The organism is Dyella telluris (assembly GCF_014297575.1).
GTDB lineage: Bacteria > Pseudomonadota > Gammaproteobacteria > Xanthomonadales > Rhodanobacteraceae > Dyella > Dyella telluris.
Window position 1 is genome coordinate 1,208,302 of record NZ_CP060412.1, and the last position, 18,979, is coordinate 1,227,280.

Annotated in this window: 16 protein-coding genes; all 16 read right to left on the bottom strand. The window is 65.3% G+C overall.

Annotated features, from left to right (window positions below; all coding sequences use genetic code 11):
- Positions 1-66: 66 nt before the first annotated feature.
- The 16 genes from H8F01_RS05660 to hemP all read right to left on the bottom strand — a co-directional run bounded on the left by H8F01_RS05660 (position 67) and on the right by hemP (position 18,903).
- Complete coding sequence (locus H8F01_RS05660; protein ID WP_187058053.1) at positions 67-1,446, bottom strand: sensor histidine kinase; 1,380 nt, start codon at positions 1,444-1,446, stop codon at positions 67-69.
- A 28-nt stretch (positions 1,447-1,474) separates the two neighbouring features.
- Positions 1,475-1,780, bottom strand: a complete 306-nt coding sequence (locus H8F01_RS05665) for a hypothetical protein (protein WP_187058054.1) — start codon at positions 1,778-1,780, stop codon at positions 1,475-1,477.
- Between the two features lie 173 nt (positions 1,781-1,953).
- Positions 1,954-3,291: a sigma-54-dependent transcriptional regulator gene (locus H8F01_RS05670; protein ID WP_187058055.1), complete on the bottom strand. Its 1,338-nt coding sequence runs from the start codon at positions 3,289-3,291 to the stop codon at positions 1,954-1,956.
- A 157-nt stretch (positions 3,292-3,448) separates the two neighbouring features.
- Entirely contained in the window at positions 3,449-5,251 is a 1,803-nt protein-coding gene (locus H8F01_RS05675) for a DUF885 domain-containing protein (RefSeq protein WP_187058056.1), read from the bottom strand.
- Positions 5,252-5,340: 89 nt separating this feature from the next.
- Positions 5,341-6,549, bottom strand: a complete 1,209-nt coding sequence (locus tag H8F01_RS05680) for an ABC transporter permease (RefSeq protein ID WP_187059171.1) — start codon at positions 6,547-6,549, stop codon at positions 5,341-5,343.
- 11 nt (positions 6,550-6,560) lie between these two features.
- On the bottom strand, positions 6,561-7,883 hold the full coding sequence (locus H8F01_RS05685; RefSeq protein WP_187058057.1) for an ABC transporter permease: 1,323 nt from the start codon (positions 7,881-7,883) through the stop codon (positions 6,561-6,563).
- Positions 7,884-7,901: 18 nt separating this feature from the next.
- Positions 7,902-9,125: an ABC transporter permease gene (locus H8F01_RS05690; protein WP_187058058.1), complete on the bottom strand. Its 1,224-nt coding sequence runs from the start codon at positions 9,123-9,125 to the stop codon at positions 7,902-7,904.
- Positions 9,126-9,136: 11 nt separating this feature from the next.
- Positions 9,137-10,441: an ABC transporter permease gene (locus H8F01_RS05695; protein ID WP_187058059.1), complete on the bottom strand. Its 1,305-nt coding sequence runs from the start codon at positions 10,439-10,441 to the stop codon at positions 9,137-9,139.
- Between the two features lie 31 nt (positions 10,442-10,472).
- Positions 10,473-11,702, bottom strand: coding sequence for an ABC transporter permease (locus H8F01_RS05700; protein ID WP_187058060.1), 1,230 nt, complete (start codon positions 11,700-11,702; stop codon positions 10,473-10,475).
- A 13-nt stretch (positions 11,703-11,715) separates the two neighbouring features.
- Positions 11,716-13,029 (bottom strand): ABC transporter permease, encoded by a 1,314-nt coding sequence (locus tag H8F01_RS05705; RefSeq protein ID WP_187059172.1) that lies wholly within the window; start codon positions 13,027-13,029, stop codon positions 11,716-11,718.
- Positions 13,030-13,095: 66 nt separating this feature from the next.
- Complete coding sequence (locus tag H8F01_RS05710) at positions 13,096-14,328, bottom strand: ABC transporter permease (RefSeq protein WP_187058061.1); 1,233 nt, start codon at positions 14,326-14,328, stop codon at positions 13,096-13,098.
- Positions 14,329-14,338: 10 nt separating this feature from the next.
- On the bottom strand, positions 14,339-15,652 hold the full coding sequence (locus tag H8F01_RS05715) for an ABC transporter permease (RefSeq protein WP_187058062.1): 1,314 nt from the start codon (positions 15,650-15,652) through the stop codon (positions 14,339-14,341).
- Positions 15,653-15,711: 59 nt separating this feature from the next.
- Entirely contained in the window at positions 15,712-16,434 is a 723-nt protein-coding gene (locus tag H8F01_RS05720) for an ABC transporter ATP-binding protein (RefSeq protein WP_187058063.1), read from the bottom strand.
- Between the two features lie 27 nt (positions 16,435-16,461).
- Complete coding sequence (locus tag H8F01_RS05725; RefSeq protein ID WP_187058064.1) at positions 16,462-17,733, bottom strand: efflux RND transporter periplasmic adaptor subunit; 1,272 nt, start codon at positions 17,731-17,733, stop codon at positions 16,462-16,464.
- Between the two features lie 181 nt (positions 17,734-17,914).
- Positions 17,915-18,607 (bottom strand): hypothetical protein, encoded by a 693-nt coding sequence (locus H8F01_RS05730; RefSeq protein WP_187058065.1) that lies wholly within the window; start codon positions 18,605-18,607, stop codon positions 17,915-17,917.
- A 71-nt stretch (positions 18,608-18,678) separates the two neighbouring features.
- Complete coding sequence (gene hemP / locus H8F01_RS05735; RefSeq protein ID WP_187058066.1) at positions 18,679-18,903, bottom strand: hemin uptake protein HemP; 225 nt, start codon at positions 18,901-18,903, stop codon at positions 18,679-18,681.
- Positions 18,904-18,979 lie beyond the last annotated feature (76 nt).

The following is an 18,979-nucleotide window of genomic DNA, read 5'->3' on the forward strand; positions in this document are numbered from 1 at the left end:
CCAGATCCCCGTTCCATGAAGAGAGGGGTCGAGTATAGGCGAGCGGAAAGGCGCCGGATGAAGCGCTCAGCGCGACCCCAGCGGCAACAGCAGGCTGACCCGCAGGCCACGCTCTTCCCGGTTGGCCAGCGCGATGCGGCCACCGTGGGCTTCGGCGATCTCGCGCGCCAGCGCCAGGCCCAGGCCGGTACCGGAGCGCTTGGTGGAATAGAACGGCAGCAGGGCCTGCGCCAGCACGGTCTCGCTCATGCCCGGGCCACGGTCGGCCACTTCGATGCGCACGTCGCGGCCGACCACCGCCAGCGAAATCGTCACTTCGTCGTCCGTGCTGCCCGATTCATGGGCGTTCTTCACCAGGTTGATCAGCACCTGCTCGATCTGCGCGGCGTCGAACCAACCCGGATGCTCCGGCAGAGAACCGCGCAGCTGGAACTTGCAGTGCAGAGACAGGTTGTCGAGGAACGGCTTCCAGTCGATCGATGTCGGCTGCGGCGCCGGCAGCTTCGCAAAACTGGCGTAGCCGGCGATGAAACCGTGCAGGTGGCGCGCGCGCTCACCGATGGTGGCGAACACGCCGGGCAGGCGTGCGGTATCGCCGCGACGCGCCAGCTCGGCGCCCGAATGGGCCATCGAGGAAATGGGCGCCAGCGAGTTGTTGAGCTCGTGGCTGATCACGCGAATCACGCGCTTCCACGTCGCCACTTCCTGCCGCGACAGTTCGCGCGTCATGCGGCGGAACAACTGCAGGCGGTGTGGCCGCCCCTGCAGGCGGAAGTTGCGTTGCGACAGGTGGAAGGTTTCCTCGCCGCCGTCCATCTCCACCGTGAGCAGGGCATCCTCGCCGCCTTCCACGGCGCGACGCAGGGCTTCGGGGCTGTCGCTGATCAATTCGGCGAAGTTCAGACCGTGCAGCGTGCGCCCTTTGTTGAACAGATGGCGCGCCGCGATGTTGGCGTAGGTCACGCGACCGCTGGCGTCGGTCAGCACCAGCGCCACCGGCGTGTTCTGCACCACGGTGTCCAGCAGCAATTCGCGCTGGGTCAGATTCTGGCGTTGCTCGCGCAACGTCTGGCCCAGCGCGTTGTGCATGCGGATCAGCTCGCCCAGCTCGTCACGACGCGTGGCGGCGATGGAGAAGCTGAAGTCGCCATCACGATAACTGGCCACGGCGCCTTCCAGCGCACGCAGCAGCTTGGTGATCGGCGACATCACGCGATGGCCCAGCCACAGGGACAGTGGCAACAGGAACGCCATCGATACCAACAGGCCGCCGTAGAAACCGAAGTGCGCCGGCGTGCCCAGGTCGATGCCTTGCTGGCGCATCCACACCAGCACCTGCGGCAGCGGCCACTGGGTGACGCCGGCATAGATCAGCGCCCCCGACACGCCGGCAAAGCCCAGCAGCATCACCATGCGCGACTCGAGCGAACGCAGGCCCAGCCGCATCAAACTTCTCCCCTGTGCCGCGCACGCATCAGTGACACGCGCCACCCGGGCCCATGGGCACGCAATTGACGTGTGCGCCGCGGCCGTTGTTGATGATCACGCGAATCGGCGTCTGGTCTGGCGGTGCATTGTCCTTCATGGGTCCCTCGCTGAAGTTGAAGCGCTGTGCGTCCTTGGCCGCCGTGCTCAGCGTGTCGCGATATCCGGCCACGGCCGTGCTCGCCGGCGCCGGTGTGGGTATGCGCAGGTAGCCACTGGACGGCGGCGCCACGCCCTGTGCCGCCACGCTGGTGCACAGGCACCCGATGACCAGAAGCAGGTAGCGACAGCGCATGACGGACTCCATCGACCCTCTGCACATCATCCTCGGCCTTCATGGCGAGGGCAATTGTCCCCACCGTTGCCTTCTTCTGCGGGAGCGCAGCCTATGCGCGACGAGGTTCGCCAGAGGCCATCGCGCACAGGGTGCGCTCCCACAACAAAGCTACCGCAGTGAAACGGCCTGCCTCAGGCCTGCGCCAGGCCGTAACGCTCCATGCGCCGATACAAGGCCTGCCGTGACAGCCCCAGCGACTGGGCGGCGCGGCTGACCACGCCGCCGGCCTTGTCCAGGGCCGCCTCGACGGATTCACGACTGGGCTCGTCCAGGTTGCGCGCACCCGCCACAGCCACCTGCGGCAAGTTGAGCTGTTCGGGCGTGATGCGGCCATCGCCCGCCAGCAAGGCAGCGCGCTCGATGGCGTTCTTCAGTTCGCGCACGTTGCCCGGCCACGGATAGGCCAGCAGCGATTCGCGCGCCGCTTCGGTGAGTTCCGCGCGACTGTCCAGGAAGAAGTCGGCCAACGGCAGGATGTCGTCCACGCGCTCGGACAGTGGCGGCAGATTCACTTCGATCACGTTGAGGCGGTAATACAGATCCTCGCGGAAGGTGCCCGCGCGGATCATCGCCTTGAGGTCGGCGTTGGTCGCGCTCAACACGCGTACCTTCACGCCGCGCGTGCGGCCGGAGCCCAGCCGTTCGAACTGGCCGGTTTCCAGCACGCGCAGCAGCTTCACCTGGCCGGACAACGGCAGGTTGCCGATTTCGTCGAGGAACAGCGTGCCGCCGTCGGCCATTTCGAAACGGCCTTCGCGCGCCTTGTTGGCGCCGGTATAGGCGCCCGCTTCGGCACCGAACAGCTCCGCTTCGATCAGTTCACCGGGCAGCGCGCCGCAGTTCACGGCCACGAACGGGCCGCGCTTCACGCCCGAGTTGGCATGCACGATGGCGGCGATGCGCTCCTTGCCGGCGCCGTTGGGGCCGGTGATGAGCACGGGCACGTCGGAACGCGCCACCTGGCAGGCCAGGTCCAGCGTGCGCGCCATCGCTTCGGAGGCGAACACGATGCCATTGAGGTCATAACGACGCTGCAGGTCTTCACGACGCTTGCGGCGCTCGTTGCGGGCGCGGGTGACTTCACGCGTGGATTCGGACAGCTCCAGCAGGTTTTCCACCGTGGCGAGCAGCTTGGCATCGTCCCACGGCTTGGCGAGATAGTCGGCCGCGCCGGCCTTGACCAGTTCCACCGCCGTTTCCAGGTGCGTCCATGCGGTGAGCAGGATCACCGGCATGTCGGTATGGCGCTGGCGGAGCTCGCGGAACAGCGCGATACCCTCCTCGCCCGAGGTGGTATCGGCGGTGAAGTTCATGTCCTGGATCACCACGTCCACCCGCTCCGTCTCGAGCATGGCCAGGCCTTGCTCGGGCGTCAGTGCGGTCAACGGGCGGATCTCATGCAGGGAGAGCGCCAGTGACAGCGCCTCACCCACGGCAGGGTTGTCGTCGATGATCAGTACGGTTCGCATTCGTCGCTTGCACATGTAGACGTGGATGCAGCTCCACGCCAAAAGGTTGCCATCATTCCGTCGATTCGTCGCGGCCGATGGGTCGGCCGCCCTTCCGGGCGGGTCGAACCGGGTACTGCGCAAGCGCGCGCCGCCCTACGGCGGCGCGCGCCCTGGATCAGCCCCCTGCCGGGTGCGCCGGTGCCTTGCCTGCCTTCACGGCAGCCACCCAGGCATCGGTGCGTGCTTCCAGCACGTCCAGCGGCAGCGCACCGCCGTCGAGGATTTCGTCGTGGAAGGCGCGGATGTCGAACTTGTCACCCAGCTCCTTCTTGGCGCGTGCACGCAGCTCGAGGATCTTCAGCTGGCCCATCTTGTACGCCAGCGCCTGGCCCGGCCACGTGATGTAGCGGTCGGTTTCGGCCTGCACATCCGGCTCGTCCTCGCTGGAGTGCGCGTGGAAGAAATCCACCATCTGCTGGCGCGACCAGTGCTTGTAGTGCACGCCCGTGTCCAGCACGAGGCGATCGGCGCGCAGCAGTTCATCGGACAGGTGGCCGTAGTACGAGAGCGGGTCCTTGTAGAAGCCCAGCTCATGACCGAGCTGCTCGGCGTACAGCGCCCAGCCTTCGATGTAGGCGTTGTAACCGGCCTGCTGGCGGAACGGCGGCAGGTCCTTCAGCGTCTGCGCGATGGAGATCTGCATGTGATGGCCCGGGATGCCTTCGTGATAGGCCGTGGACTCGATGCTCAGCACGCTGCGGTTCTGGTAGTCGCCGGTGTTGACGAAGATCTGGCCCGGACGCGAGCCGTCCGGCGTGCCCTGGTGGTATTCGGCGGCAGCAGCTTCCTTCTCGCGGAAGGCTTCCACCGGCACCACCTCCACCTTGGTCTTCGGCAGCAGGCCGAACAGCTTGGGCAGTTCCGGCTGCATGCCGGCCAGGTAACCGCGATAACGGTTGAGGATGTCCTCGCGCGAGGTGGCGTGCACCTTCGGGTTGGTCTTGAGCGATTCGCGGAAGCTTGCAAGGTCCTTGAAGCCCTGCTGCTTGGCCACTTCCGTCATCTCGCCTTCGATGCGCTTCACTTCGGACAGGCCGATCTCGTGGATGCGCTCCGGGCTTTCCTTGGTGGTGGTCATCTGCTCCACCTGGAAGGCATAAATGGCATCACCGTTCGGCAGCTGCCACACGCCCGGCTCGCTGCGGCCATGCGGCGCGTAGTCGTTCTTCACGAACGCGCCAAGCTTGGCGTAAGCGGGACGAACCTGCTGGTCGATGGCGGCAAGGATGGCGTCGTGCAGGCGCTTCTGGTCAGCGGCGGACACCGTCTTGGGGAAGTGCTTCAGCGGCTCGGCGAAGACGCTGTCCATGCCGGCTGGCTTGCCGATGCTGTCGATCTGCGTGACGACTTTTTCAAGCAGGTACTTCGGCGGCATCATGCCGTTCTTCAGGCCAAGGCGCGCATTGTCGGTGGTCTGGTCGAACAGTGCGGGCACCGCCTTCAGGCGCTTGAGGTAGTCGTCGTATTCCTTGGTGTTGTCGAACGGGATGGAACTGATGAAGCCGGCCAGCTGCAGGTGCACGCCGCTCATCTGCTCCAGCGGCATCTCGTCCACCTTCAGCTCATGCGCCTTCAGCGCGTCGGAGAGCTTGCGCACCATCAGCTGCTGGTTGAGCTTGTCCTCTTCGGAGAAACCCGTGGTGTCGATGGCCTGGAAGCGCTTCAGGAAGGCCTTGTCCGCGTTGTACTCACGCTCGGCGGCAGCCGGCGACACGTCCGACCAACGGTCGTTGTAGCGCAGGTCGCCCAGGATCGTGGCGAATTCCGGCTGCGTTTCCAGGCCGTGCTGCCACTGTTCGGCCAGCAGGTCATTCAGCGCCTTCACGCGGGTCGGTACGTCCGCCGTGGCGGCCTGTGCCGCGGCGCAGGCCGCCGACATCACTACCCCCGCCAACAGCATTCGCGGTCCAATCTTCATGGGTACACCCTCGGGTTGAGATACCGCCTATTCTGCACACACGCCGCCCGCTTGCCCGTGCCGAACCGCACGGAGGGCTGTTCAGGTCCCTAGACCGACCGCGTGGCCACCACCGGGGGCACCCGGGCCGCACGCAAGGCCGGCGCAAGCACCGCCAGCTGCCCCAGCCCCCACAGCGCCAGCGCCCCCACCGGCAGGTAGTAAAGCGGTAGTCGCGGCACTTCGTAGAACTTCATCAGGATCAGGTTGAGCGCGAACGTCATCACCGTGCCGATCACGATGCCAACGCTGACGATCAGGAAGTTTTCGGCCTGGAAGTAACGCAGGATGTCGCCGCGCGTCGCACCGATGGCCCGGCGGATGCCGATCTGCTTCTGGCGTTGCTGCACCCAGAAGCTGGCCAGCCCCACGATGCCCAGGGAGGTCACCAGCAACAGCGCCACGATGACGCCGGCCAGCATGCCCACCATGACGCGGGTCTGGCGGAAAAAGTCTTCACGCAGGTCGGGAAGCGTCCGGCTCTGCGCCAGATTGAGTACTGCCTCCGGTGCCGCCTTCTGCGCCGCATCGCGTGCTTCCCTCAACACCCGCGGCAGGTCGGACGGCGCAGCGCGCACGATGTAGACGCCGTTGAGCACTGTCCCCGGAGCCAGCGGCGCAAACACCGACCATTCCGCGGCATCGGCACCGCGGCGACCACCCGGGTCGGGGCGCGCAAGGTGGGCGAGCACGCCGACCACCCGCAGATGGAACTTGTCCGACCAGAACTCCTTGCCCAGCGGATCCTGCCCGGGCCACAGGCGTTCGGCGAAGCTGCGGGTGATCCACACCGGCGTATCTGGCGGAAGCCAGATATCGGCGGGCCGGAAGTCGTCGGCCTGGAACGTACGCCCGGCCACCAGCTTCAGGCCCATCGCCTCCGCTGCGCCAGGCCCGCCGAGATAGAAATGCGGCACGGCAACGTAGTGCTCCCGATCCAGCGTGATGCCGTTGTCGCCGGCCCGCTCCGAAAATGGCGCCGCGTTGACCGCGGCCACGGCCTGCACGCCCGGCACTGCCTTCAGCGCCGACATCACCCGCGCATTCAGGCTGCTGCCGTTGCAGCCATCGCAGTCCAGATGCACCAGTGCCAGCGACGATTCGTCGACGCCGCTCTGCAGGTGCAGCATCTGGATCTGCCCGATGATCAGGAAGCAGGCATTGCACAGCACGGCGCAGGCCAGCGCGATCTCCAGCGCGATCAACGCCGTGGCGAGGCGATGCCGACGAAGCGCGGCAAGTATGGGAGCGAAGTGCATCATCGTCGGCCTCAGAGGGTCTTGAGTTGCCACGCCGGCACCACACGGCAAGCCCGCGCGGCCGGCAGCAGGCCGGCCATCAGGCTGGCGCCGATGGCGGCCAGGAAGGTCAACGTGAACATGGGAATATCCAGCCGCGCGAGGTCGGCGTAGGCCACCGGCTGCTGCCGTATCAGCCACAAGCCCAGCAAGGTGAGCAGCCAGCCGAACGCACCGCCGATCAGGCCGATCATGCCGGCCTCGACCATGTACTGCGCAAACACCGACACGCGGCTGGCGCCGAGCGCACGCCGCAACCCGATCTCGCCACTGCGCCGCAGGAATTTGGCGAGCAGCAAGCCCACCGTGTTGAGCAGGCAGATCGCCAGGAACGCCACCGCCAGCCAGGCCTGCAGGCGCACGTCGCCCGGCAGCACGCCGTTGAAATCCAGCCACTCCATCAGGCTGCGCATGCGTGTGTTGCCGGCGTGGGTGAAGCGCCCCAGCGCCATCTGCTGCGCCGCGTAGTCGGCAACGAAGCGACGGTAGTCGGCCACCTTCGACGCGTCATTGAGCTGCACCCACAGCGCCACCCACGCGCAGGGCGAATTCACCAGGTGCCCGGCGCGTTCCGGCAGGTGCCAGCATGTGAACTGCTGGAAGTTGCCGTCGTTGATCTCCAGGCCACTGAAGAACGGCGTGATGATGTTCTCCGGCTTGCTGTAGAAGTCGCTGGTGTCCCCATCGGCAAAACGACCGCCGCGTACTGCGTAGAACTGTGGCGACGGCCGCCAGGGCTTGAGCACGCCGACGATGCGCACGTCGCTGTCGCGCAGCCGCAGCGTGCGACCCACGCTGTTCTCGCCGTGGAACAACTTCTGGTTGAGATCATCGGTGATCACGGCCACGCGCGAACGCGCCACATCGTCCTGCCCGCTCCACGGCCCGCCGTAACGAAACGGCACATCGAACATGGTGAAGAAGTCCGTGGTGGTCGACAGCATCATGGTCAGCACCGGTGACTTGACGGCATCACCCGGATTCAGTCGCACCATGCTCTGCACCGTCAACGCCTGCCGGTCGGCGCGCTTCGCATTCCACATATCCACGGCGGACTGGTAGTCGAGCATGTCCAGCGGTTCCTTGCTGTCCTTGCCCTTGGTATCCGCATCCACCTGCGGGTAGTAGATGAACTGGCTGCGTCCCGGCAGCGGATCGCCGGAAAGCAGGTGCACCACGGTCAGCGTGGTCATGCTGGCGCCGATGCCCACGGCGATGGCCAGCACCATCAGCGCCGTAAGCACCTTGTTGAGTCGCAAACTGTGAAACGCCAGGTCGAGGTAGTAACCAAACATTCCCTTGTCCTTTGCCCGTCAGACCGAACGCGTGGCCACCACCGGCGGCACCGCCGCCGCGCGCATGGCCGGCCCCAGTACCGCCAGTTGCCCGATGATCCACAGCGACACCGCGCCTACCGGGAAATAGATGCCGGGCAGGCGCGGCAACTCGTAGTGCACCATCAGCAACAGGTTGATGCCGTAGGCCAACACCATGCCTACGGCAATGCCGATCGTCGCCAGCAGGAAGTTCTCCGTCTGGAAGTAGTGCAGGATGTTCGAACGCGTGGCACCCAACGCCCGACGCACGCCGATCTGGCGGCGGCGTTGCGCCACCCAGAAACTGCCCAGGCCAACAATGCCCAGCGCGGTCACGATAAGCAGCGCCACGCACACGCCGATCAGCAAGCCGGCCATGGCGCGGTCGTTCTGGAAGAAGTCGTGACGCATGTCGTCGAAGGTATGCTTCTTCAACACCACGCGATGCTGGTTGATCTCCTTGAGCTTGGCCACGGCGGCGGCCAGCACGCGGTCGCGGTCTTCCGGCGTCTTGGTGCGGATGACGTATTCGCCGCGCGCCATGCGCATGGGAAAGATCATGCTGTAGCTCTTGGTGGAGTCGTCCCAGATGGACGGCCGCACCAGTTCCTTGACCACGCCGACCACGGTCATCGGGTAATCCAGCAGGTAGAACTGTTTGCCCAGTGCCTGCTGGCCGGGCCACAGGCGGTTCGCCATGCCCTGCGTGATCAGCACCACGTGGGGGAGCGCCTTGGCATCTTTCGCCGCCGCGCCGCGCACCACATCGTCGAAGTCCTTGTAGTCGTCTGATTGCAGGTCGCGCCCGGCAACCAGCTGCATCCCGAAGGTGGGCACCATGTTCTCGCCGGAGTACATGGTGGCGTTGAGCGTGGAGAGCTTCTGCTTCGGGTCCAGCTTGATGCCCGTGTTCGACGAGGAGTTGCCGAACGGCACCTGGGCCACCGAGGCGACTTCGGACACGCCGGGAATCTGCCGCAGTGCCGCCAGATCGGTCAATGTGCGCGACTTCTGGTCGCTCACGGCACCGATGTCGGCCACCTGGATATGCAGCAGGCGGTGCTCGTCCACCCCGCTGTCCATGTCCATGCGCTGCAGGCGCTGGTTGATGATGAACACGGCATTGCACACGATGGCGCAGGTCAGCGCGATCTCGATGACTACCAGAAACGCCGTGATCTTGTGCCGGCGCAGGGTCGAAAGAATCGGAAGAATTTCCATGGTTTCGCTCCTTACTGGCTCTTGAGCTGCAGGGCCGGGGTGATCTGGCACGCGCGCCATGCGGGCAGCAGGCCGGCCAGCAAGGTGGAGCCGATGGCCAGCACGAAGGTGGTCAACAGCATCGCCAGATCCAGATGTGCCAGCGAGGCATAGTCGGAAGGCTGGCGCCGCACCAGCCACAAACCGGCGAAGGCCAGCAGCAGGCCGCCGAGGCCACCGGCCAGGCCGATCACGCCGGATTCGATCAGCAGCTGCATGAACACCTCGCGCTTGGATGCACCCAGCGCGCGCCGCACGCCCAGTTCACCGGCGCGGCGCAGGAACTTGGCGAGCATCAGGCCAATGGTATTGACGAGACATACGAGCAGGAAACCGAACGCCAGCCAGGTCTGCAGGCGCACGTCACCCGGCACCACCTTGTTGATGTCCAGCCATTCCATCAAGCCCGGCAGCTGCACATTGGGGGCACGCATGAAGCGCCCCAGATCATGCTGTTCCTGCGAGTAGTGGACCAGGTATTCCTTGTAGGCGGCGACCTTGGCCGCGCTGTCCAGCTGCACCCAGAACTGCAGCCACACGCAGGGCTGGGTTTCCGCATGGTCTTCATCGCCGCCACCGGTGCCCCAGCAGTCTGTGGAACCGTCGTGTTCAAGGCGGATATCGCGCGAGGTGGTCAGCGGCACGAACACGTCTTCCGACGCGGCATACCTGCCCGTATCGATATCGTAGAAGTGCGGGTTGGGCCGCCATTCGTCCAGCACGCCAATCACGCGGAAGGCGGTGTCCTTCATGCGCAACGTCTGGCCGGTGCTGTCCTTGCCGCCGAACAGCTTCTCGTTGAGCTTGCGCGAGATCACCACCACACGCGCCTTGGCATCGTCCTCTTCCACGCTCCAGGGTCGTCCGTAGAGGAAGGGCACGCGGAACATCGGGAAGAAGTCGCTGGAGGTATAGCGCGCATCGCTATAGAACGGATCGACGCTCGATTGCGCCGGCTGGACAGGCACCGAGCCGCCCGTCATCAGGGCCTGCCGGTCCGCGCGCTTGGCATGCAGCATGTTCATGCCGTCGATCCAGGTCACCTGGTAAGGCGGATCCTTGCCCTCTTCGTAGGCATCCATGTCGCGCGGATCGATGCGCGGATAGAACAAGGTGCCGCTGGCACCCGGCAAGGGATCGCCGGACAGCACGTGCAGCACGGTCAGCGTGGTCATGCTGGCGCCGATGCCCAGCGCGATGGCAAGCACCATCAGCGCCGTGAGCATGGTGTTGCGCCGCAGGCTGCGCATGGCCAGGTCCAGGTAATAAGTGAACATGGTCGTCCCCTTTCTCAACGGTTTCGTGCGTTCAAACCGACCGCGTGGCTTCCACCGGCGGCACGCGCGATGCGCGCAGCGCCGGCGCAAACACCGCGCCCTGCCCCAGCAACAACAGGATCACCACACCGCCGATCAAATACGCCAGCGACAGGCGATGCATCTCGAAGCGGGTCACCATCCACAGGTTCATGGCGATGGCGAGCACCGTGCCCGCCAGCACGCCGGCACAACTGATCAACAGGTTCTCGGTCATGAAGTACTTCAGGATGTCCCGGCGCGTGGCGCCCAGTGCGCGCCGCACGCCGATCTGCCGGCGGCGCTGCCCCACCCAGAAACTGGTCAGGCCCACGATGCCCGCTGCGGTGACCGCCAGCAGTACCACGCTGATCACGCCCATCAGGATGGCTATGCCACGATCGCTTTCATACGCACGCGAACGCACGTCGTGGAAGCTGAGCACGCCATCCTCGTCGTTGATCACGCGACGCGGGTTGTGCGCGAACAACGCCTTGCCCGCGGCGCGCATCACCGCCTCCTGCTGGCCCGGCCTGGTGCGCACGATGTAGAACGAGCCCAGCGTCATGCTCAGACGCTCGGGGATGATCACGGAGCGATAGGCGAAGTCCGAGGCCCAGCGCTCGACACTCTGCGCCTGCAGCAGCTCGACCTCACCCACGATGGTGGTCGGGCCGCCGATCAGGTAGATCGTCTTGCCCACCGCATCGCCGGCCGGGAACAGCTTGTCCGCCAGCGCCTTGGTCACGACGACGGTCGGCGGGGCGAGCTTGTAGCGCATGTCCATGTGGCCGATTTCGTCCGCACGGAAATTACGTCCTGCGATCAGCTTCAGGCCCAGCGTGTCGATGAAGTGCTCGTCGGCAAAATAAATCGTTGCCCCGGAGGTGTCCTGCAACTGGTCGGGCTTGAGCTTGATGCCGTCGTCCCAGCCACCGCCACGCAGTGGATAGGAGTTGCTCGTCGTCACGTCCTGCACGCCCGGCAGCTGGCGCAGTACCTGCAGGTCCTCGCGGATCATGGCGTCGACACGGTCGGTACCCGGCGTGCCGACCCACTCGTTCTGGATGACGAAGAGGTTGGGTTCGTCGATGCCGGTCGGTTCGGACAGATGCGCCACGCGCTGATGGATGATGAACAGCGCGTTGCAGACAATGGCGAGCGTCAGCGCGATCTGCAGCGCGATCAGGAAGGTACCGGCCTTGTGGCGGCGCAGCGCGGAAAGAATCGGCTTGATCTGCATGTCCGTCCCTCCCTCAGTTGGATTTCAGCTGCCAGGCCGGCTGTACTTGCGCCGCCCGCCAGGTGGGATAGAACGCCGCGAGTACCGTCGCGGAAATGGCCAGCAACAAGGTGAGCAACACCAGCGAGGCATCCAGGTGCGCCAGCCGCGCAATCTGCGGCTCGAACACCATGCCCAACCCCAGCATGCCCACTGCCGTCAGCACCAGGCCCAGCGCTCCCCCGGCCAGGCCGACCATGGCCGCCTCCGCCAGGAACTGCCGATAGATATCCGCGCGTGATGCACCCAGCGCGCGGCGCACACCGATCTCCGGCGCACGGCGCATGAATTTCGCCAGCAGCAGGCCAATGGTGTTGACCAGGCAGATCACCAGGAAGCCCAGTGCCAGCGACAGCGAGATGCGGCTTTCCGGCGGCACGGCATGCTGAAAGTCCAGCCATTCGCGCACGTCGCGCAGGCGGTTGTTCGGCGCCCAGTTGAAACGCCCGGCTGCGCGCTGCTCGCGCGCATAACCGTCCAGGAACTGCCGGTACGCCTGCACCTGCGCGGCATCGTCCAGTTCCACCCACGGGCTGATCCACACGCATTCCCCCTGCAGCCAGCTGTCCCAGCTGTCGCCGCGCTTGCCGTCGCTGCCGCAGTTGTTGTTGCCGTAGGTGTCGATGCGCTGCGCAATGGCGTAGGTGAAGGGGATATACACCTGCGCCGGGTCGGCAAAGATCCGGCCATCGAAGATGTCGTAGAAGCGCGGCTTCGGATCCCAGTGATCGGTGACACCCACGATGCGGTACTGCCGGTCGTCCAGCGTCATCCGGCGCCCCACGCTGTTCTCACCACCAAACAACTTCTGGTTCAGCTCGCGGCTGATCACGATGACCGGCTCGCGGCCTTCGTCCTGCTCGTTGCTCCAGCCGCTGCCGTATTGGAACGGCACATCGAACATGCTGAAGAAGTCGGCATACGTGGCGTAGCCGGCGGCCTTGAACGGCATGCGATGCGCATCCTCGGGCATCACCGAAAGACCCACCGGAAACAGCATGGTCTGGTGCGTAGCCTTGTGGGCGTGCATCAGCGCCATGGCGTCGGTGTACGTGAGGGCCGACGGCGGCTCGCCGCGACGGTTGTACTGCGGCCCACGGTTGTCGACCAGCGGCACGAACAGCCGGGAGGACTTCTGCGGAATCGGATCACCCGACACGGCACGGAAGACGGCGAACGTCACCATCGACGCCGCCACGCCAAAGCCGATCGACATGATCATCAATGCCGTCAGCAGGACGTTGCGTCGAAGACTGGTCGCGCCCAGTCGCAGGTTATGGACAAACATGCCGCTCATGACCCTTTGATTTCCTCCGAAGCTCTTCACCATGCGTTCCGCCGGTTGCCACGCGCATCACACCGAGCGCGTGGCTTCCACCGGCGATACCCGCGATGCACGCATCGCCGGCGCCAGCACCGCGCCCTGCCCCAACAGCAGCAGCACCACCACGCCCACCAACACATAGGCGATGGAGAGGCGTGCCATCTCGAACTGCGTGACCAGCCAAAGATTCATGCCCATGGCGAGCAGCGCACCGATCAACACGCCGGCCACGCCAATCAGCAGGTTCTCGGTGAGGAAATAGCTCAGGATGTCGCCCTTGGTCGCACCCAGGGCACGGCGCACGCCAATCTGCTTGCGACGCTGGCCCACCCAGAAGCTGGTAAGGCCCACGATGCCGGCTGCCGTGATGCCAAGCAGCACCAGGCACACCACGCCCATCAGGATCGCCATGCCGCGATCGCCCTTGTACGCGTGCTCACGCACTTCGGCGAAGGTGCGCACGCCGCGGTCGTTGGGAATCACACGCATACGGTTCACCTTCACCAGCGCGGCCGGCGCCGCCTTCAGCACATCGGCCAGCTGGCCGGGCTTGGTGCGGATCAGGTAGTTGGTAAACGAACTGGTCAGCTGTACCGGTTGGATCAGTGAGTTCTCGTAGAACGAGTCGGACCACGTGCCATTCCACGGCACTTCCAGGCGATCCACGATGCCGATGATGGTGCTCGGCTTCTTGGAGTCGCCGATGTACACCGTCTTGCCCAGCGCGTGGCCATCGGGATAGAGCTTGTCGGCCAGGGCCTTGCTCACGATGATGGATGCGGGGTCCGGCACCGCCTGCGGATCGGCCTCGATGATTTCATCGGAGCGGAAGTTGCGGCCTTCGATCAGCTTGGTGCCCATGGTGGGCAAGGTGTGCTCGTCACCGAAGTACTGCGTGGTGTGCGCCTTGGAATCCTTCGCGTCCACGTCGGTACGCACGCCGGTCGACCAGCCGCCACCGCGCAGCGGATAGGAATTGAGCGACACGGCATCCTGCACGCCCGGCAACTGGCGCAAGGCCTGCAGATCCATCTTCACCAGCGGGCCGGCCTTGCTTTCCTCTGTACCGACAAAACGGGTCTGGATGGCCATGAGGTCGGTTTCCACCAGGCCGGTCGGGCGCTGCACGCGTTCGAGGCGCTGATGGATGATGAAGAGCGCATTGCACACGATCGCCAGGGTCAGCGCGATCTGCATGGCGATCAGGATGGTGCCTGCCTTGTGACGCTTGAGCGCGGCGAGAATGGGCTTGATCTGCATCATGGTCGTCGCCTCAGTTCGATTTCAGCTGCCACGCCGGCTGCACCTGCGCAGCACGCCACGTGGGATAGAAGGCCGCCAGCACCGTCGCCAGCAGGGCGACCAGCATGGTGAGCAGGATCAGCGACACATCCAGCGTGGCCAGCTTGGCGATATCCGGCTCGAACACCAGCGACACGCCGAGCACGCCCAGCCCGGTGAGCACCAGGCCCACCACGCCACCGGCAAGGCCAATGGCCGCCGCTTCGATCAGGAACTGCAGGTAGATCTCCTTGCGCGTGGCGCCCAGGGCACGGCGCACGCCGATTTCCGAGGAGCGACGCATGAACTTGGCCAGCAGCAGGCCCACCGTGTTCACCAGGCAGATCAGCAGGAAGCCCAGCGACACCATCAGCGACACCTTGGCTTCCTGCGGCACCACCTTCTGGTACTCCAGCCACTCGGTGACGTTGCGCAGGCGCGTGTTCGGTGCCCAGCGGAAACGCCCGGCGCGCTGCTGTTCGGCGGCGTAGCCGTTGAGGTACTGGCGATATGCATCGGCTTCGGACTTGGTCGGCAGCTCGGCCCAGAAACCCAGCCACACGCATTCGGAGCGGATCCAGGCGTCCCAGCCATTGCCCGCGTCATGGTTGCAGTTGTTGTTGCCGTTGGTCGGCGTTTTCAGTTCCACGGCACGCGTGAACGGAATGAACACCTGGATGGGATCATCGAAACCGTTGGTGTTGATCACGTCGTAGAACACCGGCTCGGGGTTCCACTTGTCCGCCACGCCAACGATGCGGTAGTCACGACCATTGAGGTTGATGTTGCGGCCCACACTGTTGGCGCCGTTGAACAGTTTCTCGTTGAGCGACCTGCCGATCACGGCGACCGCGGCGTGCGAGTCGTCCTCGCTGGCCGTCCAGCCGTGTCCGAACTGGAAGGGCACGTCGAACATGCCGAAGGCATCCGCATACCAGCCGTAGCTGGTCTCGCGGAACGGCAGCATGCCCGCGTCCTCCGGCACCACCGACATCGCCGCCGGGTACAGCGCGGTCTGCCGCGTTGCCCGCTTGTCGCGCATCAGGTTGATGGCGTCGGTGTAGGTCATCGCGTTGGGCGGCTCGCCCTTGTTGTCCTTGGCCGAATCCGGGCCCCAGTTGTCGATCTGCGGCACGAACAGCTGCGAGGACTTGTTCGGGATGGGGTTGTTGGACGTCGCACGGAAGACCGAGTACGTGGTCATCGACGCGGCCACGCCGCAACCGATCGCCAGCACCATCAGCAGGGTCAATAGCGGGTTCTTCCTGAGACTGCGCAAGCCAAGCTGGAGGTAGTAAGCGAACATGGTCGTCCTTCGTGGCGAAAGCCGCCTCCCGCCGCAGCGGGAGGTGTCAGGGGCAGGCGTCAGGCCCGGGAGTTGGCGCGTGCGTTGTGCACGGCCTGGTGGAAGCGCGGGTCTTCCGCCAGATCCACCACCTGGCCATCGATGATGTGCACATTGCGCTGGGCGCGCGCGGCCAGCTCCGGATCATGCGTCACCATGACGATGGTGGCGCCCTCGCGATGGATCTCTTCGAGCAGTTCCATCACGCCACGGGCCATCTGCGTGTCCAGGTTGCCGGTGGGTTCGTCCGCGAGAAGCAGGCGCGGCGAGCCGGCCAGTGCGCGGGCAATGGCCACGCGCTGCTGCTGGCCGCCGGAGAGTTCCGCCGGATAGTGCTTGGCGCGCGAGGCCAGGCCCACGCGTTCCAGCGCGTCCATGATGCGCTGCTTGCGTTCGGGTGCCTTCATGCCGCGATAGCGAAGCGGCACTTCCACATTGTCGAACACGTTGAGGTCGGGGATCAGGTTGAACGCCTGGAAGATGAAGCCGATCTTCTCGTTGCGGATCTTCGAACGCTCGTTGTCGTTGAGGTTGCTCACCTCCACGCCATCGAGGTGGTACTGGCCACCGGTGAAGGTTTCCAGCAGACCGGCGATGGTGAGGAAGGTGGTCTTGCCCGAACCGGACGGACCGGTCACGGCCACGAACTCGCCTTCGTTCACGTTGATGTTGAAGTCGCGCAGCGCATAGGTCTCCACCACTTCGGTGCGGTAGACCTTGGACAGATGGGTCATCTTGAGCATGGTTTTGTCGTCCTTCGGTGGTGGTGATTAATTGGAGATCACGACGCGCTGGGCGCCCTTGAAGCTGTCGGTACCGGAGATCACGATGCTGTCGCCTTCCTTCAGGCCATCGAGGATCTCCACCTTGTCGATGCTGCTGGCGCCGACGCGGATGGGGTGTTTCTCCGCGACGCCGTCGCGAACGATGTAGGCATAGCTGCCGCCGGATTCGTCGACGAACGAGCCGCGCTGCACGGTGAGCACGTTGTCGCGCTTGTCGAGCAGGATGCGCACGGACAGGCGCTGGTTCTGGCGCAGCTGCTTGGGCGTGGCGCCGTCGAAGCGCAGGCGGGCAGCCACTTCGCCATTCACCACTTCGGGCGAAATGGCGCTGACCAGGCCCTTCCAGGTGCTGCCGTTGCCGCTGATCTCGCCGACCATGCCGATGCCCAGATCACGCGCGAAGCTTTCCGGCACCTTCATCTCCACTTCGAGTGCGGAGAGGTCGATCACGCTGACCAGCTGCGCGTCCTTGGCCACGGTGGCGCGTTCGGCGATGAACAGCTGGCCCACCTGGCCATCCACCGGCGACTTCACGTTGAGGTCGTCCACCTGGCGCTGCAGATCCTTCACCAGCAGCAGCTGGCGATCATGCGCGAGCTTCTTGGACTCGATGTCGAAGTTGAGGCTGTCGGTGTTGGTGGAAAGATCGGTCTTGGCGTGATCGAGGGTGATGTTCGCCTTCTGCAGTTCGTCCTTGGCCTTGTCGACATTCATGCTGGGCACGGCGCCCTGTGCAAAGGCCTTCTGGTAGCGCGCCAGGTCGCGCTGGGCGCCCTGCTCATCGATCTGCGCGTTGTCGTAGGCCTTCTGCAGTTCGCCGCGGGTCTTGCGCGCGTCGATCTGGGCGCGCAGGTAATCCACCTGCATGGCGTCGGCAGCGCTTTCTTCCTGGGCGAGCTTGTTGGTCAGCTCGGGGCTGTCGACCACGGCAAGCACCTGGCCCTTCTTCACCGCGTCGCCGGCGTGCACCTTCAGCGTCACGGCGCCGCCGTAGGTGGCATAGAGCGTGGGGCTTACTGCCGCCACTACCTTGCCTTCGGCGGCAATGTCGCGGACGAAGGGGCCACGTTCAACGGTGGAGAAGGCGAGGCGCGAGCTGCTCACCGAGGCATCGGCTGAAAACAGCCGGCCAATGCGCGGGCCGAACAATGCCAGCAGGGCCAGCACGGCCACGCCGGTGCCGATCAGCATCATCCGGCGCTTGCGGTTGGGTTTGACCTCGACCAGTCGGTCTTGTGCAGAGGTATCGCGAATCATCGATGGGTCCCTGGCCGCGGACAATGCGGCCCCTGACCCTTTTCAGCAATCCGCGTGCCAACTCTGGAAAGCCGATTTACTTACGGCTTTTCAGTCACTTGGAAATGCTGCACGCGAGCGTACAGCTGTCCGCGGACACCACCACGGACAGACGGACAAGCGTCCGCGGACGATGCCGGCGCTAATCCAGCGCGGGCGCCAGCTCCACCGCGGCGGCGCGGGCCACATCGCGGGCGATGCCCCGGCCCAGCGGGGAAAGCTGCCCCAACGGCAGGGTATCGAGCAGGTCCAGCGAGGCGAGCCGCGTGGTGCGGAAGCACAGCAGTTCGGCAATCGCCGCCTGGCAGGCCACTTCGCCCGGACACACCGGCGCCGCAGGCAGCGAGGTGCCACCGGTGAGCAAGGCGTCCCACGCCAGATAGTCGGTATCGGGCAGCAGGTGCAGGCGCGCGCAGAACGCGCCCGTGGCGTCGAGGCAGTCGATCCATTCGCGCGGACCGTCGGCACCGATCGTGCTGGAGGCGCGCAGTTCTTCGGTCTGCAGCAGCGGGGCAAGATCGCGCCGCGCTACCAGCCAGCCCGGTGCAACCTCCCCGGTCGCGCCGCGCAGGCGGCAGGCTGGCAGGTACAGCACGCCACCCAGCAGCGGGAGGCGCGCGGCAAGTTCCGCGCCGGACATGCGCACCGACGCGCGGCTGATGGTCCAGGCGGTGGTGTCGGCCGACGGCCGGACCGAGGCAAAGGCGTGCGCTAGCCAGCCAAACATCATCGAACTCCTTGGCAGGAAACGACCCGGCTGGCGTTCAGCGAGAAGCGCGTGGCGATAGGCCTTGGGAATGACGCCGGCGCGTGGCCGGCCGAGAGGGGCATCCATGCCCGTGAAACTTCCTCGAGGGACGGTGCAACCGTCGGTGTCCCCCGCCGCGGCGTGGGACACCACAACCTTCATTTGGTGAGGATCAGCTTGTCGTTGCGGGTCAGGCGCAGGTGGTACTCGCTGCCCTCGTGCTGGATCACCAGCTCACGCTCACCCTGCAGCAGCACCTGGCTGGACACGCGGCGCACCGCCGTGTCCGGCGCCACGCGGGTCTTGGGCTTCAGGCTGAGCAGGCGGAACGGGCGAGCCAGCACATCGGCACCCGGGGGGAGGGACAGGACCGTCGAGGACATGGGGGAGCTCCGCAGGAGAGTGGTGACACCTTGATGATAATCATTCTCATTTGAGTGTCAACCCTCTGATTCAGGG